19 protein-coding genes and 2 tRNA genes are annotated in these 21,650 nt (G+C 48.2%); 6 read left to right on the forward strand and 15 right to left on the reverse strand.

Going from position 1 to position 21,650, the window contains the following annotated elements; all coding sequences use genetic code 11:
- Nucleotides 1-304: 304 nt before the first annotated feature.
- Both truA and DRJ53_RS16700 read right to left on the reverse strand, forming a co-directional pair.
- Nucleotides 305-1,045 (reverse strand): tRNA pseudouridine(38-40) synthase TruA, encoded by a 741-nt coding sequence (truA, locus tag DRJ53_RS16695; RefSeq protein ID WP_114236812.1) that lies wholly within the window; start codon nucleotides 1,043-1,045, stop codon nucleotides 305-307.
- Between the two features lies 1 nt (nucleotide 1,046).
- Nucleotides 1,047-2,381, reverse strand: a complete 1,335-nt coding sequence (locus DRJ53_RS16700) for a DUF4476 domain-containing protein (protein ID WP_162303906.1) — start codon at nucleotides 2,379-2,381, stop codon at nucleotides 1,047-1,049.
- Nucleotides 2,382-2,488: 107 nt separating this feature from the next.
- Here DRJ53_RS16700 and DRJ53_RS16705 point away from each other — a divergent pair, with 107 nt between their 5' ends.
- Nucleotides 2,489-4,984, forward strand: coding sequence for a M1 family aminopeptidase (locus DRJ53_RS16705; RefSeq protein ID WP_114236814.1), 2,496 nt, complete (start codon nucleotides 2,489-2,491; stop codon nucleotides 4,982-4,984).
- 163 nt (nucleotides 4,985-5,147) lie between these two features.
- Here DRJ53_RS16705 and DRJ53_RS16710 read toward each other — a convergent pair whose 3' ends face one another.
- The 5 genes from DRJ53_RS16710 to gap form a co-directional block, all read right to left on the reverse strand.
- Nucleotides 5,148-5,951, reverse strand: coding sequence for a TPM domain-containing protein (locus DRJ53_RS16710; protein WP_114236920.1), 804 nt, complete (start codon nucleotides 5,949-5,951; stop codon nucleotides 5,148-5,150).
- Between the two features lie 37 nt (nucleotides 5,952-5,988).
- On the reverse strand, nucleotides 5,989-6,450 hold the full coding sequence (locus DRJ53_RS16715; protein WP_114236815.1) for a TPM domain-containing protein: 462 nt from the start codon (nucleotides 6,448-6,450) through the stop codon (nucleotides 5,989-5,991).
- Between the two features lie 2 nt (nucleotides 6,451-6,452).
- On the reverse strand, nucleotides 6,453-7,100 hold the full coding sequence (locus DRJ53_RS16720) for a LemA family protein (protein WP_114236816.1): 648 nt from the start codon (nucleotides 7,098-7,100) through the stop codon (nucleotides 6,453-6,455).
- 201 nt (nucleotides 7,101-7,301) lie between these two features.
- Entirely contained in the window at nucleotides 7,302-8,498 is a 1,197-nt protein-coding gene (locus DRJ53_RS16725; RefSeq protein ID WP_114236921.1) for a phosphoglycerate kinase, read from the reverse strand.
- Between the two features lie 54 nt (nucleotides 8,499-8,552).
- Nucleotides 8,553-9,566 carry a type I glyceraldehyde-3-phosphate dehydrogenase gene (gap, locus tag DRJ53_RS16730; protein ID WP_114236817.1) on the reverse strand — a complete coding sequence of 338 codons (1,014 nt, stop codon included), beginning with the start codon at nucleotides 9,564-9,566 and terminating at the stop codon, nucleotides 8,553-8,555.
- 228 nt (nucleotides 9,567-9,794) lie between these two features.
- Between gap and DRJ53_RS16735 the strand changes: the two genes are divergently transcribed.
- The 4 genes from DRJ53_RS16735 to cysM all read left to right on the forward strand — a co-directional run bounded on the left by DRJ53_RS16735 (nucleotide 9,795) and on the right by cysM (nucleotide 12,451).
- Nucleotides 9,795-10,301: a DUF4382 domain-containing protein gene (locus DRJ53_RS16735; RefSeq protein ID WP_114236818.1), complete on the forward strand. Its 507-nt coding sequence runs from the start codon at nucleotides 9,795-9,797 to the stop codon at nucleotides 10,299-10,301.
- Between the two features lie 119 nt (nucleotides 10,302-10,420).
- Nucleotides 10,421-10,642 (forward strand): hypothetical protein, encoded by a 222-nt coding sequence (locus DRJ53_RS16740; RefSeq protein ID WP_114236819.1) that lies wholly within the window; start codon nucleotides 10,421-10,423, stop codon nucleotides 10,640-10,642.
- Nucleotides 10,643-10,766: 124 nt separating this feature from the next.
- The gene (gene epsC, locus DRJ53_RS16745; RefSeq protein ID WP_114236820.1) at nucleotides 10,767-11,579 is read left to right on the forward strand and encodes a serine O-acetyltransferase EpsC; all 813 of its coding nucleotides are present in this window, start codon (nucleotides 10,767-10,769) and stop codon (nucleotides 11,577-11,579) included.
- Nucleotides 11,579-12,451, forward strand: a complete 873-nt coding sequence (gene cysM, locus DRJ53_RS16750) for a cysteine synthase CysM (RefSeq protein WP_114236821.1) — start codon at nucleotides 11,579-11,581, stop codon at nucleotides 12,449-12,451. Before epsC ends, cysM begins: the two co-directional genes overlap by 1 nt.
- A 372-nt stretch (nucleotides 12,452-12,823) precedes the next feature.
- Here cysM and DRJ53_RS16755 read toward each other — a convergent pair.
- From DRJ53_RS16755 to DRJ53_RS16780, 6 genes are all read right to left on the reverse strand, one after another.
- A tRNA-Glu gene (locus tag DRJ53_RS16755) sits at nucleotides 12,824-12,895 on the reverse strand.
- 246 nt (nucleotides 12,896-13,141) lie between these two features.
- A tRNA-Glu gene (locus DRJ53_RS16760) sits at nucleotides 13,142-13,213 on the reverse strand.
- Between the two features lie 104 nt (nucleotides 13,214-13,317).
- Nucleotides 13,318-13,902 (reverse strand): DUF4136 domain-containing protein, encoded by a 585-nt coding sequence (locus DRJ53_RS16765; protein ID WP_114236822.1) that lies wholly within the window; start codon nucleotides 13,900-13,902, stop codon nucleotides 13,318-13,320.
- A 207-nt stretch (nucleotides 13,903-14,109) separates the two neighbouring features.
- The gene (locus tag DRJ53_RS16770; RefSeq protein ID WP_114236823.1) at nucleotides 14,110-15,513 is read right to left on the reverse strand and encodes an MBL fold metallo-hydrolase; all 1,404 of its coding nucleotides are present in this window, start codon (nucleotides 15,511-15,513) and stop codon (nucleotides 14,110-14,112) included.
- A 78-nt stretch (nucleotides 15,514-15,591) separates the two neighbouring features.
- Nucleotides 15,592-16,119 (reverse strand): PaaI family thioesterase, encoded by a 528-nt coding sequence (locus tag DRJ53_RS16775; RefSeq protein ID WP_114236824.1) that lies wholly within the window; start codon nucleotides 16,117-16,119, stop codon nucleotides 15,592-15,594.
- Between the two features lie 111 nt (nucleotides 16,120-16,230).
- A complete protein-coding gene (locus DRJ53_RS16780; RefSeq protein ID WP_114236825.1) occupies nucleotides 16,231-16,716 on the reverse strand; it encodes a thioredoxin family protein in 486 nt (161 codons plus the stop codon).
- Nucleotides 16,717-17,027: 311 nt separating this feature from the next.
- On the opposite strand from DRJ53_RS16780, the gene DRJ53_RS16785 reads away from it, so the two are divergent.
- On the forward strand, nucleotides 17,028-19,382 hold the full coding sequence (locus DRJ53_RS16785; RefSeq protein WP_114236826.1) for a PAS domain-containing sensor histidine kinase: 2,355 nt from the start codon (nucleotides 17,028-17,030) through the stop codon (nucleotides 19,380-19,382).
- Between the two features lie 152 nt (nucleotides 19,383-19,534).
- Here the strand turns inward: DRJ53_RS16785 and lysA are convergent, their stop codons facing one another.
- Both lysA and scpB read right to left on the reverse strand, forming a co-directional pair.
- A complete protein-coding gene (gene lysA / locus DRJ53_RS16790) occupies nucleotides 19,535-20,749 on the reverse strand; it encodes a diaminopimelate decarboxylase (RefSeq protein ID WP_114236827.1) in 1,215 nt (404 codons plus the stop codon).
- Nucleotides 20,750-20,800: 51 nt separating this feature from the next.
- Nucleotides 20,801-21,607 carry an SMC-Scp complex subunit ScpB gene (scpB, locus tag DRJ53_RS16795; RefSeq protein ID WP_114236828.1) on the reverse strand — a complete coding sequence of 269 codons (807 nt, stop codon included), beginning with the start codon at nucleotides 21,605-21,607 and terminating at the stop codon, nucleotides 20,801-20,803.
- Nucleotides 21,608-21,650 lie beyond the last annotated feature (43 nt).

A 21,650-nucleotide genomic window follows, 5' to 3' on the forward strand; every position in this document is an offset into this window, starting at 1 on the left:
TTTCTTAAAAACACCGCAACTACCTAAAAACCAACCACTTAAAGAACCACATTCCCCGTTTTCGGGAGTGCAAAGATAAAGATAATTACACCAATCAACCAAAAGTTTTTTGAGAACCTTTCCAAAAACAACCAAAAACCAAAAAAACTTTAAGCGAAACAACAAAGAACTAAAACGGAAAAACTAACCGCTGCCCTGTACCGACAACCGCGGCCTGCAAAGATATGGGGCGAGTTGATTTAAACAAACTTAAAAACAAGTTTTCATCATCTTTTTCTTTCACACTAGCAAAGTTTAATGTTTGCTATTTGTTGAAGTAATTATCGGGATAGCCTACCTCTTTCAAAAACAAGCCATGAGCCGGCACCGAAACGCCGCACTTTTGTTCTGTTTCAAACAACTTTTTAAAATCTACCATTTCATATTTTCCCCGGGCAATCTTTAACTGGGTGGCGGTAAGCAACCGCACCATGCCCCGCAAAAACCGATTTCCTTTTATATTATATACAAGCAGACCATTTTCTTCGCGCCACTCGCTTTTCAGAATTGCACAACGAAAGTTTTTTACCTGCGTATTGGTTTTGCTGAACGCAGCGAAGTTGGTTTGTTCCTTTATAATTGCAGCCGCTTCTGCCAATGCCCGCATATCTAATGGATAAGGCACATAATAGGCAGTGTCCCTACGAAAAGGATCTTTGAATTTGTAGATGTAATATTCATACTCGCGGCTAATGGCGTCGAAGCGGGAATGCGCCTCGGAGGCAACCGGATATACCGCTTTAAGCACGATATCAGAAGGCAGCACAGCATTGAGTTTATACAATAGCTGCGGATGCAGCGTTTCTTCCAAATCGAAATGAAAGAAATTTTGCCAGGCATGCACACCCGCATCGGTACGAGAAGAGCCGGTAAGTGAAATGGACTGCCGTTGAACAAGTTCCAGCGCCTGTTCGATTTCAGACTGTACGGTGATCGCGTTTTCCTGGATTTGAAATCCGCTGTAACGGGTGCCTTTGTAAGCCACCTCTAAAAAGTATCGCGCCATCTTAATGTGCTACCAACGCTTTAAATCGGGAAATATAGGGTTCGTCGCGAAGTTCGGACTGCAAACCTGAGAATGCACTTTTATCCGTTACATATGGAAACGCAGCTTCCAAAAATTGCCATTTGCCATCCTGCGTCAAAAAAAGCGTGCTTAAATTTTTAATTTGCTCTACCGAAAAACATTTATTTCGAAAACTGCTACGGGCTGCAATCACCATTTGGGTTTCGGTATCGAAGGAAACCAGGCTTTTGCGGATGCGGAAGAAATCTTTATCGCTGGCCTTTCCGTTGCAGGTTTTAGGCGGAGTTGCTTTCTTGTCATTTGTTGCCACGCCATTTGCTGCAACCACGTCTTTGCCGTTTATTATCTCCCCTTCCGGTTCAACTTTCGCTTCGGCAAATACAAACTTTTGGTTTGGGATAAAAATTTGAATGGTGTCCACTACCCCATCGACTTCATCCCAGTACACCAGCCCAAAACCATCAACGGTGGAACTTTCTGCACGACGGGTGATTTTTGACTTTTTATAAACCAATGCTTCGCCTTCTTCCTCTTTCACTTCGGCTATGGAATCAACGGAAGTAGTTGCATTGTTTGAAGCAGCAACAACTGTGTTGGTCGTTGCCGGAACAGTTACCTCCGTTGCCTTTGCCAATACCGAATCATTATTCGCTGAATCTTTTGCAACAGTGGGCGGCTGTACCGCAACGGTTGCGCCATCGTTTTTCTGAGAAACGCCATTTGCGTTACCTGTAGCAACACTTACCACGGTATCAACTTGCTGCTGCACGGTGTTCGCGGTAACTGGCGAAACAGAACTGCTTTCTTCTGCTTTAGCTGGCGCGGTTTCTTGCGTTTTTGGCCGATCCGTTTTTTTTGCAGGCGTTGCGCTGGCAATTATAGGTTGGTAAAATACTGTCGTATCGTCGGCGGCTTCGGCAAGCAGGTGGGTAAAACGATCGTCGCGGACACGCTGGGTATAGGCAAAACCTGCAGCGCTGTTGGTAGGCTTGATTACCTGCATGTTTTGCAAGTCAAACAAACCCCAGCCGTCCGAAAATTTCTTGAGTAAAAAACCGCGGTCCGACTGGCGCACCGGTACCGAAAACTGCAATTCGCCCTCTCCTGCAGCCGGCCCTAATTGAAAGCTGTGCGTATTCTCCAGCAACTCGGGCAAAATAAGGTACCCTGTGGAAGAGGCACTCAACACTTTGCTGCCCATTTTTACATAAAATGGCGTTTGCGTGTCGGACTGTATATATATGAAATAGGTTTTTTGGGCCCAGCCAACGGTACCAACACAAAGCAGCATCACCAGCAAAAAAGCGTTCTTCATGGTATTCAAAGTTACAGAAAACATCAGCGCTTTATTTACCCCGCCATTTTCAAATAAACGGGCCGAATAAAGCTTACCCCTAAATTTACACCCAACAATTTCTTATTATGAGTCGATTTGCTATTGCATTTTTCTTACTGGCGGCAACGGGAACGTTGCAAGCGCAAGAAGCCGCACCCAGCACCATTCACCGAAACACACAGGTGTACCAGACCACACCGGAAAAGATCAACAACCTGGTGCATACAAAATTGGAAGCACGGTTTGATTACACCAAATCTCAATTGAACGGAAAGGTATGGCTGACGCTGCAGCCGCATTTTTACCCAACCGATTCGCTGCGCCTCGATGCGAAAGGCATGAACATAAAACAAGTGGCGCTGGTGCGCAACGGTAAAAACAGCGCATTGAAATATACCTACGACCGCCTGCAACTCGATATTGATCTCGACCGCACTTATCGCCGTGGTGAAAGCTATGTGTTGTATGTAGAATACACGGCAAAGCCAAACGATTTTAAAACAAAAGGCAGCGCGGCCATCACCGATGCAAAGGGTTTGTATTTCATCAACCCGTTGGGTACCGAAGCCAACAAACCCACGCAAATATGGACACAAGGCGAAACAGAAGCTACTTCGGTTTGGGTGCCGACCATCGACAGGCCCAACCAAAAAACAACACAGGAATTTTACCTGACCGTGCCTGCAAAATATGTTTCCTTGAGTAATGGCAAACTGGTAAGCCAAAAGACCAATAGCGATGGCACCCGCACCGATTATTGGAAAATGGACCAGCCACATGCACCGTACCTGTTCTTTATGGGTGTTGGCGATTTTGCCGTGCTAAAAGACAATTACAAAGGCAAGGAAGTAAGTTATTATGTTGAAAAAGACTACGCAGCTGTAGCCCGCCGCATCTTTGGCATGACGCCGGAAATGATGCAGTTTTTTTCAAAGATCACCGGTGTGGAATACCCCTGGGTAAAGTATGCGCAAATGGTGGTTCGTGATTATGTAAGCGGCGCCATGGAAAATACAACCGCAACGTTGCACGGCGAATCGGCGCAACAGGATGCACGCCAACTGACCGATGGCAACACCTGGGAAGATGTCATTGCACACGAATTATTTCACCATTGGTTTGGTGATTATGTAACCAGCGAAAGCTGGAGCAACTTAACGCTGAACGAATCGTTTGCTAACTACAGCGAGTACCTGTGGCGGGAATATAAATACGGAAAAGAATCCGCTGATGCGCACAGCCACGAAGACATGCAGGGCTACATCATGAGCGGCAGCGAAGAAAAAGACTTGGTGCGTTTTGACTACCGCGATAAAGAGGACATGTTTGATGCCGTGAGCTACAACAAAGGCGGCCGCATTTTGCATATGCTGCGCAACTACATTGGCGACAGTGCATTTTTTAAAGGCATGAATGTGTATCTGACTACCAACAAATACAAATCGGCTGAAGCACACCAATTGCGCCTTGCGTTTGAAGAAGTTACCGGCAAAGACCTGAACCCATTTTTCAACCAATGGTATTTTGGTAAAGGCCATCCCAAACTCGACATCACGTTTAACTATAATGATGCAGCAAAGCAGGTGCAGGTAATTGTGCGCCAAACACAGGACAGCACCAACTTGTTTCAATTGCCCACGGCCATTGACGTATACCAGGGCAATGACCGGATGCGCTATAATGTGTGGGTAAAAAATCGGGTGGACACTTTTGTATTTGCCGCACAACGCAGGCCCGACCTGGTGAATTTTGATGCGGAGAAAGTACTGCTGGCAGAGAAGAAAGAAAATAAGACGCTGCAGGAATATGCCTTTCAATACCAGCATGGCCGCAACTTTATGGACCGCTACGAAGCACTGGCTGCAGCTACCGAAGCACAAGCCGAACAAAAGGCTGTGGAAATGTTGATGCAGGCCTTAAACGATCCTTACCATGAACTGCGTAGCATGGCCATTCAAAACCTTGACCTGAAAAAGCAGGCGGTGAAAACCTTGGCCGAAGAAAAGCTGTATGCCATTGCACAAAAAGATCCCAAACGCACCGTGAAGGCAGCAGCCATCAGCAAGTTGGGTGAGTATGGTTTTGCTAAATATGTACCGCTCTTCCGCAGCGCCATTTCTGATTCATCGTACACCGTTGCGGCCAGCGGACTGGAAGCCCTGAGCTTAGTGGACACCGCCGCTGCGGCTGCCGAATTGGCGAAGCTGCCAAAAACAGGCTTGAAAGGCGCACTGGCTGGCGCAGCAACCCGCGTAATGATCCAGGCCGGCGACGAAAGCAATGCAGAAACCATCCTCACCAATTTTGAAGCCATGCCGCTGAACCAGGCTAAGTTTGAAAGCATGGTGCCGCTGATTCAATACCTGGGCAAAGTACAATCACTCCCTACATTTAAACGCGGCATTGATGATGTGGTTGGTTTTGTAATGGCGATACCGGAAGCCTACCGCGGCCAGGTGCAGGGGTTTGTTGAAAACATGTTGCGCCAACTGTCGCAGGCAAAAACCACCGCCGGTCAAAAAGAACAGGCAGCTTATATTACCAGCAAGATTGCAGATAATTTTGAAAAGAAAAGTTTCTAAGTTGACGATATAGCGCAATACATTTCATGCAATAAAAAGCAAAGGGCCGTATCAAACGGCCCTTTGCTTTTTATACAACCTGGGAAAAAATCTTTACTATTTAATGCCTTGAATGGGATTGCAAGTTGTTGGCTTTTGCAAAAAGTCTTTTTACAAAAAACTGCTACCACGAACCGCTGGCACCGCCGCCTCCGCCGCTACCGCCGCCAAATCCGCCAAAGCCACCCCCACCAAATCCGCCGCCTCCGCCTCCGAAGCCGCCACCAAATCCACCGCCGAATCCGCCAGGGAAGATAATGGGGCCGCCAACCCGGCGATAGCCTCTGCGGCTCATGAAGCCGCCACCACGGCCACCGCCACCGCCAAACATGTTCATGATGACGATGAGAATAATAATAGCGAAAATAATCTGCCCAATACTAATGCCACCACTACCACGCCTTTTGCCACGGTCGGCATAGCCGGGAGGAGCCTGGTATTCGCCGGCAGCAGCTTTAAAAATTGAAGTTGTTGCTTCATCAAAACCGCGGTAAAAATTACCGGTGCGAAAAGCAGGAATTACATCGTTTTCAATAATGGTGCGGGCCGTGGCATCGGGCACCACACCTTCCATTCCATAACCTGTTTGGATGTTGATCTTACGGTCTTGGATAGCCGCCAGCAAAACAATGCCGTTGTCTTTTTCCTTGTTGCCCACGCCCCATTTCCGCAGGATCTGCAAACCAACATCTTCAATCGGAAAATCCTCCAGCGTGGTCATGGTTACCACCACAATCTGGTTGGAAGTGCTGTCGTCGTAGGCTACCAGTTTTTGCTCCAAAGCTGCCTCCTGCTCCGGTGTCAGCACATCGGCCAGGTCGTTTACCAATCGTGCCGGCGACGGCCTCGACGGTACAATCCGGTCGATGCTTTGCGCACCAACCAACAAACTGCAGCTAAGAGATATGATTAAAAGGAAATACTTCATTGATTGTTCAACACGTAACTGGTAGTGCATGCCCAGCCTATCTGCCAAAAATTATATCGTCGGGCAATTCGTTTTTATCTGTGCTTTGATCGTACGGGAAAAACTGGTGCAAGGCATCACCAATATCGCCAAGGCATTCAATGATCCCATCAACAGGATGCTGCTCGCGGAAATGCCGGAGCATTTTACCCACTTCAGCTTCCCAATACTGCTGTCCTACTTTTTCATGGATACCGGCATCGCCATAGATCGCCACCTGGTGATCGGCAAGTGCCAGGTAGAGCAACACGCCATTGCGTTGCGACGTGGCATCCATTTGCAATTGAAAAAACAGTTCGGCAGCACGGTCAATGGCATCAACATAGCGGCACCGCGATTCTACAAAAATGCGCAGTTCGCCGCTGGTGCGTTGCTCCGCAGCCCGCAGTGCGGCAAGGATTTGCTCCTGCTCGGTATGACTGAAAAATTCAGTCTGCTTTTGCCAGGGAAATAACCGCACGGTTAACGGGTTGTAGTGGTAGTATCATTAAAATTCACCGAAGGTTGGCGTTGCTGATCACTGAAATCTACATTCGGTGCATTTTCAGCGCCTGCATCGGCAGTAAAGCCTTGGCGTGGCCTAAAGCCCATGATGCCTGCAAACAGGGCGGTTGGAAAACGGCGCACCTGTGTATTGTACACCTGCACGGCATCGTTGAAATCGTTGCGGGAAACTTTGATCCTGTTTTCGGTTCCTTCCAGTTGCGCTTGCAGGTTGCGGAAGGCATCGTTTGCACGCAGGTTGGGATATTGCTCTACCGTCACCAACAGGCGACTGAGCGAACCAGAAAGCTGCGATTGTGCTTGCTGAAATTTCTGAATATTTTCAGGGGTCAAATCATCGGCATTAAGCTGCGTAGAAGTTGCACGTGCACGGGCATTAATCACATCGTTAAGGGTGCCACGCTCAAAACTGGCTTCACCTTTTACGGTGTTTACCAAATTGGGAATAAGATCTGCACGGCGCTGGTAATCGCTCTGCACTTTGTTCCATGCATTTTTTACAGTTTCATCTTGTTGCACCAGTCCATTGTACGAGCCACAACCCCAAAACAGCAGCAGGGCCAATACGCCGACTATAATGATGGTAGTAAGGGAACGTCCTTTCATTTTCTATTTTTCTTTTAAAATTAAACTAAGCATTTAGGAGTACACAATTTTTGTTCCACGAACCTAAACCCGACAATATGACGTGCTCCGCACTAACACCACGCCTACCCGAAAACCGAGCATCATTCTTCTACACCAAAATTGCAGCAACAAAAAAGGCTGCACCAATGTGCAGCCTTTTCCATTTTATTTCTGTTCAACTTATGCTTTCACAGCAGCAATGCCGGGCAGGTCTTTGCCTTCAAAAAACTCAAGCATGGCGCCACCACCGGTGGACACGTAGCTTACTTTATCGGCAAAGCCAAACTTGTTTACGGCAGCCACACTGTCGCCGCCGCCCACCAGGGAGAAGGCGCCATTTTCAGTAGCAGCTGCAATGGCTTCAGCAACGGCTTTGGTGCCATGCTGAAATTTTTCCATTTCAAACACACCCATCGGGCCGTTCCACAAAATGGTTTTGGAATTGCTGATTACTTTGGTAAACATAGCGCAGGCCAATGCGCCAATGTCCAGCCCCATCCAGCCATCGGGAATATTGTTGCTCAGCGCCGAAGAAACTTCCGCATCGGCAGCAAACTTGTCGGCAATAATAGAATCGGATGGCAGGTGAATGGTAACGCCTTTTGCTTCGGCTTTTTTCAGCAATTCACGGGCAGTGTCCAGGCGGTCTTCTTCGCACAGCGAGTTGCCGATTTTGCCGTCCATTGCTTTATAAAAAGTGTACGCCATACCGCCGCCAATAATAATATCGGTGGCACGCTCCAATAGGTTTTCGATGATCAGAATTTTGTCCGAAACTTTGGCGCCGCCGATGATGGCAGTAAATGGTTTTTCAGAAGCATGCATTACTTTCTCCGCACTGCTTACTTCACCGTTCATCAGCAGGCCAAACATTTTGGCATCCGGTGCAAAAAACTGCGCAATCACTGCAGTTGACGCGTGGGCACGGTGCGCTGTACCAAATGCGTCGTTGATGTAAACATCGCCCAGTTTGGAAAGCTTTTCTGCAAAGCCCGCGTCGCCTTTTTCTTCTTCTTTATAAAAACGCAGGTTTTCGAGCAGCAATACTTCGCCGGGTTGCAGCGCTGCAGCCTTCTGTTCTGCTTCTGCGCCAATGCAATCAGCCGCAAAATCAACTTTGCGGCCGCCGAGCAGTTCGCTCAGGTGTGCCACCAAATGTTTAAGCGAATATTTTTCAGTAGGACCATCTTTTGGCCGGCCCAGGTGCGACATCAGGATGACGCTTCCGCCGTCTTTTAAAATCTTTTCAATGGTTGGAATGGCAGCACGCATCCGGTTGTCGTCGGTTACGTTGTATTGCGCATCCAGCGGCACGTTGAAGTCAACGCGGATCAGCGCTTTTTTGCCTGCGAAATTATATTGATCGAAATTGTTCATGTTCAGTGTTGGGTTTGGTAAGGATAAAAAAAGGCCCCCGCAGGAGCCTTTCATTTATTTCTGAATCAGCTGTGCAAAGTACTTAACAGTGCGTACCAACTGGCTTACATAGCTCATTTCGTTGTCGTACCAGCTAACAGTTTTCACCATTTGCTGATCGCCTACCGACAATACCCTTGTTTGGGTAGCATCGAACAGGGAACCATAGCTGATGCCGATGATGTCGGAGCTAACGATTTCGTCTTCGGTGTAGCCGTAGCTTTCGTTGGCAGCGGCTTTCATCGCAGCGTTGATTTCTTCAACCGATGTCTTTTTGTTTAATAGAACTGTGAGCTCAGTGAGTGAGCCAGTGAGGGTAGGCACACGTTGCGCCGAACCATCCAGTTTTCCTTTCAGACCGGGGAGTACCAGGCCAATGGCTTTTGCAGCACCAGTGCTGTTGGGTACAATGTTTTGCGCAGCGGCACGGGCACGGCGCAGGTCGCCTTTTGCGTGTGGTGCATCTTGTGTATTCTGGTCGTTCGTGTATGCATGCACGGTAGTCATCAAACCGGCAAGGATACCAAACTGGTCGTCGAGCACTTTAGCCATCGGCGCCAGGCAGTTGGTGGTGCACGATGCGCAGGAAATGATGGTTTCTGTGCCGTCGAGGATATCGTGGTTTACATTGAATACGATGGTCTTCAGGTCGCCGGTTGCAGGTGCAGAGATCACTACTTTTTTGGCGCCAGCCTGCAGGTGTGCTTCGGCCTTTGCTTTATCGGTAAAGAAACCGGTGCACTCCAGCACTACGTCCACATCGTGCTGTCCCCAGGGAATTTCGGCTGGATTTTTTTGAGCGTAAATTTTGATTTCATCGCCATTTACTATGATTGCGTTTTCAGTGGCTTCTACTTTCTCGTCAAAGCGTCCTTGTGCTGTGTCATATTTCAGCAGGTGTGCCAGCACTTTAGGGCTGGTCAGATCGTTGATGGCTACTACATCGATGCCTTCCATTTTATAGATCTGGCGGTAAACCAACCGGCCAATCCGTCCAAAACCATTGATTGCGACTTTTACGGTGCTCATCTGTATTTGATTTAGATTTTATTTAAATGCGCGTCGAAGGTACAATAATGATGCAAAATTGTTAAAAGAGCAGCGCTTCAATGAATTTTATTCAATGATTATGCTCAGTTTGTTGAACAATCTTACTGATACCCATCAGGAAAAGGCGAGAAAAAGTTGGCGCACTGTTAAACCTCACCTGCCCTTTGGCAGTCCATAAGCCACCCTTTAAAAACTAAACCCTACCTCATGAACAAACACCGCTTGTTTTTTGCGCTGGCTTTTGCCGCATGTATTTCTTTTGCTGCGTGCAATAAAGAAGAAAGCGGCCACACTTTACGGGTACGCCTTACCGATGCACCCACGGCGCTGGATGAAGTAAATGTAGACCTGCAGCAGGTGCTGGTAAAAATGGACCGCGACTCGGCGGCGTGGATTACATTGAAAGCTGTACCCGGCGTGTACAACCTGCTGGACCTGCAAAACGGCGTGGACACGCTGATTGCCGAAGGCGATGTTGGTACCGGCACCGTGAAAGAGATTCGCCTGGTGCTAGGCGAAAACAACTCGGTTGTGGCCAATGGCGAAACACATGACCTCACCATTCCAAGCGGCGCACAATCGGGGCTGAAGATCAAAATCAGCAAGCCGATGCGCCAAACACTTGATTCACTCACCATCGATTTTGATGCAGCGCTTTCTGTAAAACAGGAACGCGACGGCTACAAATTACGGCCTGTGCTGCGGGTTAAGTAGCGTTTTCATTCTTGTTTTTTTGGTTAAAAGGCCCCGCATTGCGGGGCCTTTTTGCAAGCCCATGTATAGTAAAATGGTATTGTCTTTGTTTCAGTAGCACGAACCATAAATTGTGGCTTATGTTTCGTGTGGAGAAAGCACCCTATGAAATGGAAGTGATGGTAAAGGATGAAACCGTACGGATTCGTCCGGGCAAAAAGTACTTGAACCTTGTGGGCCGCACCCTGGCCTGCTGCGAAGAGTTTTTAGCACAGCAATTTTTCAAGCAACACAATGTGGCCGACAAATATAGGCTGATGCAGGCTTATTTCGAAAGCAGGGGTTGGCAGGTAAGTGCCTGATTTGGCCTTTGTCAAATGGAGCCGTTGCAGGTGCGGCGGTATTAATATGGCGCACAAAACAAAAAGGAAGCTAATTTTATCGTTGCTGCCCGGGCCCTGATGCGCTCCGCAGCAAAATACTCGTATGGATAAAAACTTCCTGCAACACCTTTTCCATAAACAACAGCAGGTGGAGGCCGTGCCTTCAAACGCTGCCATATCCGATTGGGCCATGAACGTGGTGGCCCTGCTTTTTCCCGAACGTGCTGAAACCGGAACGCTATCCGTGGCGCAATTAGCATCGCGTTTTACCGAATTGGAACATGAACTGGTGCAAATTTTAAACGGCACACAGGCCTGCACCGATTGCAACAATGAAATGCGCAGTCGCAGCTTTTTTAAAGATCTGCCGCAATTGTATGAAACGCTTAATCGCGATGTATCAGCCATTCTGCAAGGCGACCCTGCAGCCACCAACGAATTCGAAGTAATCAGGGCTTATCCTGGTTTTTTCGCCATATCCATTTACCGCATTGCGCATGCACTGCTATTGCTGCAGGTGCCCTTGCTGCCGCGCATTCTGACGGAGTTTGCGCATTCAAAAACAGGTATTGATATTCACCCCGGCGCAACAATCGGCGAATATTTTTTTATTGACCATGGAACGGGCATTGTTATTGGCGAAACAACAGTGATTGGCAACCATGTAAAACTTTACCAGGGCGTTACGCTAGGTGCGCTAAGTGTAAGCAAGGAACTGGCCCACACCAAACGCCACCCCACCGTCGAAGACCATGTTGTGATTTACAGTGGCGCTACCATTTTGGGCGGCGAAACCATAGTTGGCCACCACAGTGTTATTGGCGGCAACGTGTGGCTTACTGCCAGCGTTCCTCCAGGTTCACTGGTATTTCACAACCCCGAGATTACCGTATTGGAAGGAAAAATTTTGATCTAATGGCAGGCATTTTAGATACAGTAGGCAATACGCCACAAATAGCATTACAACGGTTAAACCCAAACCCACGGCTACGCATATACGCAAAACTGGAGGGAAACAATCCCGGTGGCAGTGTAAAGGACCGGCCGGCACTGAACATGATCCGCAGTGCGCTGGAACGTGGTGAAATAAATAAGGAAACGAAACTGATTGAAGCAACGTCGGGCAACACTGGTATTGCACTGGCGCTGATGGCAAAGTTGTACGGCATTGAAATAGAACTGGTGATGCCAGCCAGCAGCACCCGCGAAAGAGTGTTGACCATGGAGGCATTTGGTGCCACGGTAACGCTGCTGGAAAATATTGAAACCTGCCGCGATTATGCCGAGGAAAAAGCTGCCAGTGGCACTTTTCACCTACTCAACCAATTTTCCAACCCGGACAACTACATGGCCCATTACAAAACAACAGGCCCGGAAATTTGGAAAGACACTGAAGGACAAGTCACCCATTTTGTAAGTTCAATGGGCACCACCGGCACCATCATGGGCTGTTCACGATTTTTAAAAGAACAAAACAGCAACCTGCAAATTGTTGGCTGCCAGCCCACGGAGGAATCGTCCATTCCGGGCATCCGCCGGTGGCCGGTTGAATACCTTCCGAAGATTTTTGAACCTGCACGGGTAGACCGCATCATGGATGTATCGCAGCAGGAAGCAACCGAAATGACCCGCCGGCTGGCCCGCGAAGAAGGCATTTTTGCCGGCATGAGCAGCGGTGGTGCCGCTGCCGCCGCCATAAGACTGGCTCAAGAACTGGAAAGCGGCGTGATCGTTTTTATCTGCTGCGATCGTGGCGACCGATATTTGAGTTCGGATTTGTTTGGGTAGGCGTTGTGGAGGTTGTTGTTCGTGAAACGTGAAACGTCAATCGTGAAAATCTTGAACCACAAAGACACGAAAAACACGAAGGAACACGAAGCGTTAATGCGAATGATTCAGCCTAATAAGAAAGGCAAAAATTGAGATGAGTAGGTTGGTAAAATGCCAATAACCGTTTTAATTCTTGCCTTTTGTTTTTGTAATTAAACAATGGCTTTTAATTGCCAGTTGTAGAACAAAGAATGGGATCGCGTCAAATCGTTATGCAGTTAGTTAAATAACAATGCTCGATTATTCACGATTCACGATTGACGTTTCACGTTTGACGAAAGCGCACCAACACTAAATGAAAAAGCCCCACAACCGTGGAGCTTTTTTTTGTACCGCGTACGGGATTCGAACCCGTATCGCCTCCGTGAAAGGGAGGTGTCCTAGCCCTTAGACGAACGCGGCGTTCGTGTTTTGGGAGTGCAAAGATAAGGGCAGAGATTATTGCACCCAAAGGAAATCATTTCGTTTTTCTAAAAAAATTTACTTGCACACAGCTAATCATTTCTCATACGAAAAGATCAGCGTTCCTCCCAACCTATCCACTATTCACCGTTGCCCACTCACCATTCACAATCGACGTTTCACGTTTCACGAATCCACACCAACACTAAATGAAAAAAGCCCCACAACCGTGGAGCTCTTTTTCTGTACCGCGTACGGGATTCGAACCCGTATCGCCTCCGTGAAAGGGAGGTGTCCTAGCCCTTAGACGAACGCGGCGTTCGTGTTTTGGGAGTGCAAAGATAGGCGTCCGCTTTAAACTGCCAAAAAAATTAAAAGGCCCTATAGAAATAGGGCCCGGATTATGATAAGCAAAAAATACACTAACGCTTCGCCACATCGAACTTGCGGAAAATGCTTTTCACGCTGCTTTCGATTTCCTTACGCGTAAGGTTGCGGCTGTTGATTTCCGAGGTGGTCCAACCCTGCCACACGGTTTTTTCCGTTGCTGCATCTACCATCGTAATGGTTACCGTGCCCTCACGTACTTCATAGGCCGCATTGTCGTAGCCCATGAATTGCGATGGATAGTAAACGCCAATCCAACGCCGGGTATACGGGTTAAACAAATACCGGGTATAAGGCCGCGAGTATAAGGGGTTGTTTGTTTCCCGGAGGTTCTTTTCTACCAGCACATCATAGCCCAGCAACACATCCGGTTTAGTATTGCTTTCGCGCCAACCCTGCTTCACTAGTTCGGCGGCCACGGCTGCTTTGATGTTGCGTTCTGTTAAGTCCGATGTTACTTTCTGTTTTGCTGAATCCGTGTCTGAAGTTTCTGTCCAGGCAAAAGTTTTGTACTTGCTGAAGTTAACCGTTTCGTCTTTTTCCACATGCGCCACGGCTGCACAACCGCTTACTACAAAAGCTGCCAAAAACAAGATTCCCAGCAGTCTTACAGGCTTCATTTATGCTCCTTTTTTCTTTTAAAGACGCAAATTCGGTGCGGTTATTTCAAAGAGAATGTGAAAAAAAATCACACGCATTTTTAAAGCAGAAAATTGACGTTTTGCAGCGGTGCATTCTTATTAAATATTGTTAACTGACCAGATGTCGGAAACACGTATGTCATGAATGCAAAATGGCTCCGTTTAAGAGCCATTTTGCCGGAAACTTTATCCTAAACCAACCTCCTGGTGGCGGTCCGGGATGATCACATCAACGTAACCTTTGCGCTGCAAGCGCTCCTTAAAATCCTGCTGCACATCGTACTCGCCGTGCACCAAAAAAAGCTTTTGCACCGTGTTCGGATCCTGTTCCGCCAGCCATTGGCTCATATCCTCGTAATCGCCGTGGGCACTCATGCTTTTGATTACGCCTACCTCGGCGTGCACCTCGTGGCGTACACCAAAAATGCTCACTTCTTTTTGCCCGTCCATCAGCCTGCCACCCAGCGATTGCGGCTCACAATATCCGGTCATTAAAATGGCATTGCGGCTGTTCTCGATGTTGTTGGAGATATGGTGTTTTACGCGGCCAGCTTCCGCCATTCCGCTGGCCGAAATAATAACGCAAGGCTCGTTGCGGTAGTTCAGGATTTTTGACTCCTCAACCGACTGTACATATTGCAGCCCGTTGAAATGAAAAGGATCATGATCTTCCTGCAACACCCGCTGAATGGTTTTATTAAAATATTGCGGGTACTTCTTTACCAACGCCGTTGTTGCAATACTCAATGGACTGTCTAAAAAATAATCCAGTCGCGGCAACCTGTTCTCTAATTCGAGTTGATTGAGGGCATATAAAATCTCCTGTGTGCGGCCCAGGCTGAATGCAGGAATAATCAGTTTGCCCCTGCGCTGTACACACACTTTTTCAATCCAGTGCAACAGTAGCTCCACGCTGGATGCAACACTTTTGTGCAGGCTGTTGCCATAGGTCGATTCGAGGATGATAAAATCGGCTTGCGGGAACGGTGCCGGCGACCGCAGTATCACATCGCGGTAGCGGCCGAGATCGCCGCTGAAAGAGATTTGCCGCTGCACGCCGTTTTCAGTAATGCGCAGGTGTACCGCAGCGCTGCCAATAATGTGGCCGGCATCGGTGAACATCACCTCCACTCCTTCCAGCACTTCAAACCATTGCCCATACTCGCGGGTTTTAAATAACTGCATGGCCGCAACTGCATCTTCTTTGCGGTACAGCGGTTCAATCAACGGCCGCCCTTCTGCCCTCCGTTTTTTGTTGCTGTATTTAATATCACTTTCCTGTATTTGCGCCGAATCTTCGAGTAAAATTGCTGCAATATCACGGGTTGCCGGCGTGCAATAAATGGGTCCGCTGAAGCCGTCTTTTACAAGTTTGGGCAGCAGGCCGCAATGATCGATGTGGCCATGCGAAAGCACCACCACATCTACCGTTGCCGGATCAAAACCAAATTTTCGGTTAAGCGCCTCCGTTTCTTTGCCCATGCCCTGGAACAGGCCACAATCGAGCAGAATTTGTTTGCCGTTTTTGAGGGTCAGTAAATGTTTGGAGCCGGTTACGGAACGGGCTGCACCATGGAAAGCAATTTTCATAACGTAATAGTTAATGTCTTGAAGTTAAGGCGGATGGACGGGAAAATAAAAGACATGGATCATGCACCACTTGGCCGTTCATGCAGTGAGACTGTTTACAATCGCCGCACCCTTTGCTTTAAACGACCATTCAAAAACAAAAGTCGCTACCGGTTCGCCCTGGCTATTTTTTCCTTCGCTATGTACGCTAATGGTTTGGGACGTTCCGTTTTGTACCGCTTTTTCTACGGCATCCTTTATGGCAGCGCCATCGCTGCAGGTGAAAAATGTGGTGCCGGTAGCTTTTTTAAAAAAGCGGGCTTCCATGCCGATTACCAGCATGGATACCGGCGGCTTGCGGCCCCATACCTGCGCCATCGATAGCACGCCGGTGCTTAGTTCGGCGGCCATGCTGAGACATGCAAAATACGTAGACCGGAATGGGTTGGTAGTAGACCAGCGGTAAGGAACGGACACAGTGCAAGCCCCTTCATTTACGCTGACAATTCGCAGCCCTGAAAATGCAGCAGCCGGCAATTTGCGCAGCAAAAAGAGCCGCAGTTTCCACGGGCTTTGAATGATCTGGAAAAACTGATCGGAAGGTTGCAATTGGGCTTGTTGTTGCATGCAAAGCGGTTATGCTTAAAGTTACCGCAGTTGTTGCAACAAATATTAAACAGAACTTTTGTTTACAACATTTATCCCGCTTAAACAAACTAATCAGCAACGAAAAACGGCTTAACTTTCTTTGTAATTGCATGCCTGCAAAGCCACCGGCGACCAGTTGTATAAAAAGCTTTTTACTTTTTCAAAATCGTAGCCATTGCCTTTTTGCAGCAAAGTATTGTCCTGCGTATGCAGCCGGTTGCCGGCGGAATCAAGCACCACCAGCACCGGGAAGCCAAAACGCTGCGGAAAACCAATCCGACTCAGCATCGCCTCGTTGCGGTTTTCTTTACTGTAATTAAGGTGATACAAAATATAGCTGCCCTCCAGCATCCGTTTCAGTGTGCTGTCGGTTTGCAACATGGCATTGAACTTATAACACCACACACACCAGTTGCCGCCGATTTGCACCAGCACGTGTTTGCGTTCAGCCTTTGCACGAATCATCAATGCAGCCAGGTCTTTTTCGGCATTGGCGTACGGGTTATACAATTTGGTTGTGTCGGCGCCACGGGCCTGCAACGAACATATCACCAACAGCAACACCAGGTATTTCATCGTACGCTTTTTGTTTTCAGGCTTTAAAATTAGCGCAAGTTTTCCATGCCCTTTGCCGCCGGTAAAATATGGGCTGGCCGCCGCTTGTACAAATACCAGCTTTGCTTAATTTCACCGGAATTATCCTGCTGTAATAAAAAGAAATTCCGTTTGGCGCAGCTTTCTCACCGACCTAATTTTCTGCGGCCCGGCGTGCATGCAATACTGACCTTCGGAAAAAGCCTCCTGTAAAAAAGGATGCTGGTTTCTGTTCGTTAAAGCGCCTGTTCCAGGCTTTCTTTTGAAATACATGGGCAACAGCACCAAATCTTATGGTATCCGACAACAAAATGGCCCAGGAAAAAGAACGACTTGAAACAGCGCTGGAAGCAGCGGGTGTAGGCACATGGGATTTTGATATTCAAAATAACCTGCTGCTTTGGTCGCCGCAATGCTACCGGTTGTTCGGCATTACCCAGCCTTTCCCTGTTGATTACAATAACTTCTTGACAGGCCTGCACCCCGATGACCGCGAGGGCACCCACCAATTGATCCAAGCGGCTTTTGCCGGGGAAAATGATGGCGTTTTTTCGGCCGAGTTCCGCACCATCGGCTTTGAAGATGGGCTGCTCCGCTGGATTCGGTCAACAGGCAAAGCATATTTTAATGATTTTGGCCAGGCCTCCAGGTTTATCGGCACTGTGGTGGACATAACCAAACAAAAAGAAGCAGAACTAAAACTACAGGAAAGCGAAGAAGGTTTTCGCTCAATGGCCGATCATGCGCCGGTGATGATTTGGGTGACCGATCCCAACGGACAATGCACATACCTCAACCGGCGCTGGCTGCAGGCCACCGGCCAAACATTGGCCGAAGGCCAGGGCATTGGCTGGACCGCCGCGCTGCACCCCGATGACCGGCAAATGGCAATTGAGCATTTTTTGGCAGCCAACGAGGTGCAAACCGGTTTTAGCATGGAATACCGCCTACGCTATGCCAACGGCAGCTACCGCTGGATGCTTGACAAAGCCATGCCGCGGTTCGATGGAGCTGGTGCATTTCTGGGCTACATTGGTTCGGTGCTGGATATAGAGGAACGCAAAGCCATAGAGGACGAACTGGAACTGAGCAACGCATTGTTCGAAGCACAAAATGAAGGTTCGCCGCTGGGCATTTTGGGCATCGATACCAACAGAGAAATCTATTACCTCAATGAACGCTACGCGGAGATCTTTGGTTTTTCTAAAGAAGCCATCAGGACGATAACCCGCAGCGAATTGTTGGAACGATTTAAAAAAACCATCCGCAACTACGATAGGTTTTTAGAACGCATTGAATTTTTATATGCGAACCCACAAACCGGCAGCCGGGATGAAATTGAATTGACGGATGGCCGCATCATTGAACGATATGGCTATCCCATTCGCAATAAAGACGGGAATTACCTGGGCTGGACCTGGCAGTTCCGCGACATCACCGCTCAATTGAAAGCAGAAGAAACGCTGCAACTAAAGAACGTTGAACTGGAGCAACTGATCCAGGAATTCAAGTTCGTAACCGATTTTATGCCGCAAATGGTTTGGGCCGCACAGCCCAACGGCGCCGTTGATTTTTTTAACCAGCAGTGGTACGATTACACCGGGTTATCGTTTGAGCAAACGAAAGCATCGGGTTGGACCACCATTGTACACCCCGATGATGCAGCCCGCACCTGGCACACTTGGAATAACGCGGTAACAAACGGTGAGGTGTATGAAATTGAGTACCGCCTACGCCGATACGATGGCGTGTTTCTTTGGTTTTTGGCCCGGGCAGTGCCCATGCGGGATGGTGAAGGCAACATCACTAAATGGTTTGGCACCTGCACCAACATTAATGATCAAAAACATGCGGCAGATTTGCTGGAACAAAAAGTAGCGGAACGCACTTTTGAATTGCAGGAAGTAAACCGCAACCTTGCCTGGTCGAACAGCGAGCTGGAGCAGTTTGCTTATGTAGCATCGCACGACCTGCAAGAGCCGCTGCGCAAAATCCGAACTTTTACCGGCATGCTGGAGTCGGAACTAAAGCAGCGAGAACCGAAACGGGTAACGCATTTTATCGATCGCATTTGGCAGTCTTCATCGCGGATGCAGGAACTGATCAAAGACCTGCTCGATTTTTCACGTTTGGGCCGTACGCAACAAGCACAGTTTGCACCAGTGAACCTGAATGAAATTTTGCAGCAGGTATCTGAAGACTTGGAATTGCTGATTAATCAAAAAGCTGCCCGCATTGAATGGCAACCGATGCCCGACGTGCAGGCAAGTGCTTTGCAAATGAGCCAGCTTTTTTATAACCTGCTGAGCAACGCATTGAAGTTTTCGAAAGAAGGCGTTGCACCATTTGTACAAGTGGCCAGCACACCGGCCGATAAGACACTTGTTGCAGAACACGGACTGGCGCACCACGAAATGCCGTTGTACTATATAACGGTTACGGACAACGGCATTGGCTTTAAGCCCGAGTACGCCGACCAGATCTTTACCATTTTTCAGCGGCTCCACTCCCGCTCTTCTTACGAAGGGACGGGCATTGGATTGGCGCTGTGCAAAAAAGTAGTGCTCAACCACCACGGCGCCATTTGGGCTACTTCCGAGCCGGGTGTTGGTGCAACGTTTCATTTGTTATTGCCGGAAGGAGGCTGAGGAGTCGGAAGTCGGCGGTCAGAAGTCCGACGACCAAGGTTTCCAAAAAAGAAAAGTCCTACAGGGCCGGGAAAAGTAATCTCCGAACCTGTAGGACTTTTTAATTTTAAATAAACCATCTTCGGACTTCCATCCTCCGACTTTCCCGACTCCTACAACACCTCCACCTGGTTCCGCAGCAAATCCTCAAATTCTTCGCGTTTGCGGATCAGCAGTGCTTCGCCATCTTTCACCAGCACTTCGGCGGGTTTCAGTCTTGAATTGAAGTTCGACGACATTTCAAAGCCATAAGCGCCGGCGTTGTAAAATACCAACAGATCGCCTTCCCGAACCTCGGGCAGCGTACGGTCCCACGCAAACGTATCGGTTTCGCAAATATGACCTACAACGGTATAAATGCGGGGTGCACCAAATGGGTTGGATATATTTTCGATGCGGTGATAAGCCTCGTAAAACATGGGACGAATGAGGTGGTTAAAACCACTGTTGACCCCCACAAATACAGTAGCAGTAGTTTGTTTTACCACGTTTGCTTTTACAATAAAATAACCGCTTTCACTTACCATGTATTTGCCCGGCTCAAACCACACTTCCAGTTCTTTGCCGTGCTCTTTCGCGTATTGCTCAAAAGCATCCCGCACTTTAGCGCCCAGCGCCTGCACATCGGTGCGTACGTCATCTTCAAAATAAGGCACTTTAAAACCGCTGCCCAGGTCGATGAATTCCAGCTCGGGGAAATGTGCGGCCACATCAAACATGATCTCAAGTCCGGCAATAAACACATTGATGTCCTTGATATCGGAGCCGGTGTGCATGTGGATGCCTTTTACCTGCAGCCCGGTGGTTTTTACAATGCGTTCAATATGGCGCAACTGGTGAATGGAAATACCAAACTTGCTGTCGATATGACCGGTGGAAATTTTATAATTACCACCACCCATGATGTGTGGGTTGAAGCGAATGCAAATAGGATATGAACCACCGTACTTTGCACCAAAATGCTCGAGGATCGAGATGTTATCGATGTTCAGGTTTACGCCCAGGTCCTTGCCCGCTTCGATCTCGGTAAAGTCAACACAATTGGGGGTAAACAAAATGCGGTCGGGGCTAAAACCTGCGTGCAGCGCCAGTTTCACCTCGTTTATGCTTACACAGTCGATGTTGGCACCAAGCGATTGTATGTATTTTAAAACGTTGATATTGGTCAGTGCCTTGCAGGCATAAAAAAAGCGGGCTTTGGTGCCGTCAAACGCTTTTTGCAGGCCCTCGTATTGCTCCTTTATTTTTTCGGCGTGGTAAACGTAAAGCGGCGTGCCAAAGCGGTTTGCTAATTCAACCAGTTGGGTGTGTGTCAGGCTTTGCGACATATTGTGTTAACCGCATTAGGCGGTGCATTTTTTAATCAATGATAGCTGTAATTAATTAGCGTCTTCACCATCCTTCGGCGATTCATCTTCATCTGTTCGTTCAACCGGTCCGCGTTCTTCTGTTTCCTTATCGGCATGCAGGTCGGCGTCGTCGGTGCCGGGCGTTTCAACGGGGTAACCATTTACAAACAACCTTGCGCCTTCCACAGGCGTATCCTCCAGACGGGCAATCAATTCACCTTCATCCGACACGGCCAATTCTTCACCGGTTTCAACGGCCACACCATTCACTGTTGTCGGTTCTACAATATCCTGCAGCACTTCCCTGATCTTGGGTAGATCGGCAGTGGTATTCAAACCAAAATAATCCATGAAGGTTTTGGAAGTAGCATACACCAACGGATGGCCCACTGCATTTTCATTGCGGCCGGCAATCACGATCAGTTCTTTCTCCAATAATTTCTGGATGGTGTAATCGGCGCTTACGCCACGGATCAATTCAATCTCACCTTTTGTGATGGGCTGTTTATATGCAATGATGGCCAGCGTTTCCAAAGCCGCCGGCGACAAGCGTTTCAGGTATTTTTCACCATTGAGCTGCGCAATGGTTTTATGAAAATCTTTCTTGGTCAAAAACTGCCAGCCGCCGCCGCTTTGCCGGATGGAGAACGGGTAAAACTCGGAATCATATTTTTCCGAAATACCTGCCAACGCGGTATCAACCTGTTCTTCGGTGATCTTGTCTTCCATAAAACCAAAAGCGCCGTTGATCAGCTCTGTTATTTCGGTGCCGGACAGCGGTTTATCTGAAGCAAAGATCAGGGCCTCAATATGCGGAATAAGGTTGGACAGTTCCATCTATGAATTTGAAAATTTAGGGATCTGAAAATTTGAAAATGCC

This window comes from Paracnuella aquatica, from assembly GCF_003332885.2.
Taxonomy (GTDB): Bacteria; Bacteroidota; Bacteroidia; order Chitinophagales; family Chitinophagaceae; genus Flavisolibacter; species Flavisolibacter aquaticus.

Coding starts and splice junctions, on each gene's coding strand:
- truA (WP_114236812.1), bottom strand. CDS start 1,045: ATGGCGCGATACTTTTTAGAGGTGGCTTACAAAGGCACCCGTTACAGC.
- DRJ53_RS16700 (WP_162303906.1), bottom strand. CDS start 2,381: ATGAAGAACGCTTTTTTGCTGGTGATGCTGCTTTGTGTTGGTACCGTT.
- DRJ53_RS16705 (WP_114236814.1), top strand. CDS start 2,489: ATGAGTCGATTTGCTATTGCATTTTTCTTACTGGCGGCAACGGGAACG.
- DRJ53_RS16710 (WP_114236920.1), bottom strand. CDS start 5,951: ATGAAGTATTTCCTTTTAATCATATCTCTTAGCTGCAGTTTGTTGGTT.
- DRJ53_RS16720 (WP_114236816.1), bottom strand. CDS start 7,100: ATGAAAGGACGTTCCCTTACTACCATCATTATAGTCGGCGTATTGGCC.
- DRJ53_RS16725 (WP_114236921.1), bottom strand. CDS start 8,498: ATGAACAATTTCGATCAATATAATTTCGCAGGCAAAAAAGCGCTGATC.
- gap (WP_114236817.1), bottom strand. CDS start 9,566: ATGAGCACCGTAAAAGTCGCAATCAATGGTTTTGGACGGATTGGCCGG.
- DRJ53_RS16735 (WP_114236818.1), top strand. CDS start 9,795: ATGAACAAACACCGCTTGTTTTTTGCGCTGGCTTTTGCCGCATGTATT.
- DRJ53_RS16740 (WP_114236819.1), top strand. CDS start 10,421: ATGTTTCGTGTGGAGAAAGCACCCTATGAAATGGAAGTGATGGTAAAG.
- epsC (WP_114236820.1), top strand. CDS start 10,767: ATGGATAAAAACTTCCTGCAACACCTTTTCCATAAACAACAGCAGGTG.
- cysM (WP_114236821.1), top strand. CDS start 11,579: ATGGCAGGCATTTTAGATACAGTAGGCAATACGCCACAAATAGCATTA.
- DRJ53_RS16765 (WP_114236822.1), bottom strand. CDS start 13,902: ATGAAGCCTGTAAGACTGCTGGGAATCTTGTTTTTGGCAGCTTTTGTA.
- DRJ53_RS16770 (WP_114236823.1), bottom strand. CDS start 15,513: ATGAAAATTGCTTTCCATGGTGCAGCCCGTTCCGTAACCGGCTCCAAA.
- DRJ53_RS16775 (WP_114236824.1), bottom strand. CDS start 16,119: ATGCAACAACAAGCCCAATTGCAACCTTCCGATCAGTTTTTCCAGATC.
- DRJ53_RS16780 (WP_114236825.1), bottom strand. CDS start 16,716: ATGAAATACCTGGTGTTGCTGTTGGTGATATGTTCGTTGCAGGCCCGT.
- DRJ53_RS16785 (WP_114236826.1), top strand. CDS start 17,028: ATGGTATCCGACAACAAAATGGCCCAGGAAAAAGAACGACTTGAAACA.
- lysA (WP_114236827.1), bottom strand. CDS start 20,749: ATGTCGCAAAGCCTGACACACACCCAACTGGTTGAATTAGCAAACCGC.
- scpB (WP_114236828.1), bottom strand. CDS start 21,607: ATGGAACTGTCCAACCTTATTCCGCATATTGAGGCCCTGATCTTTGCT.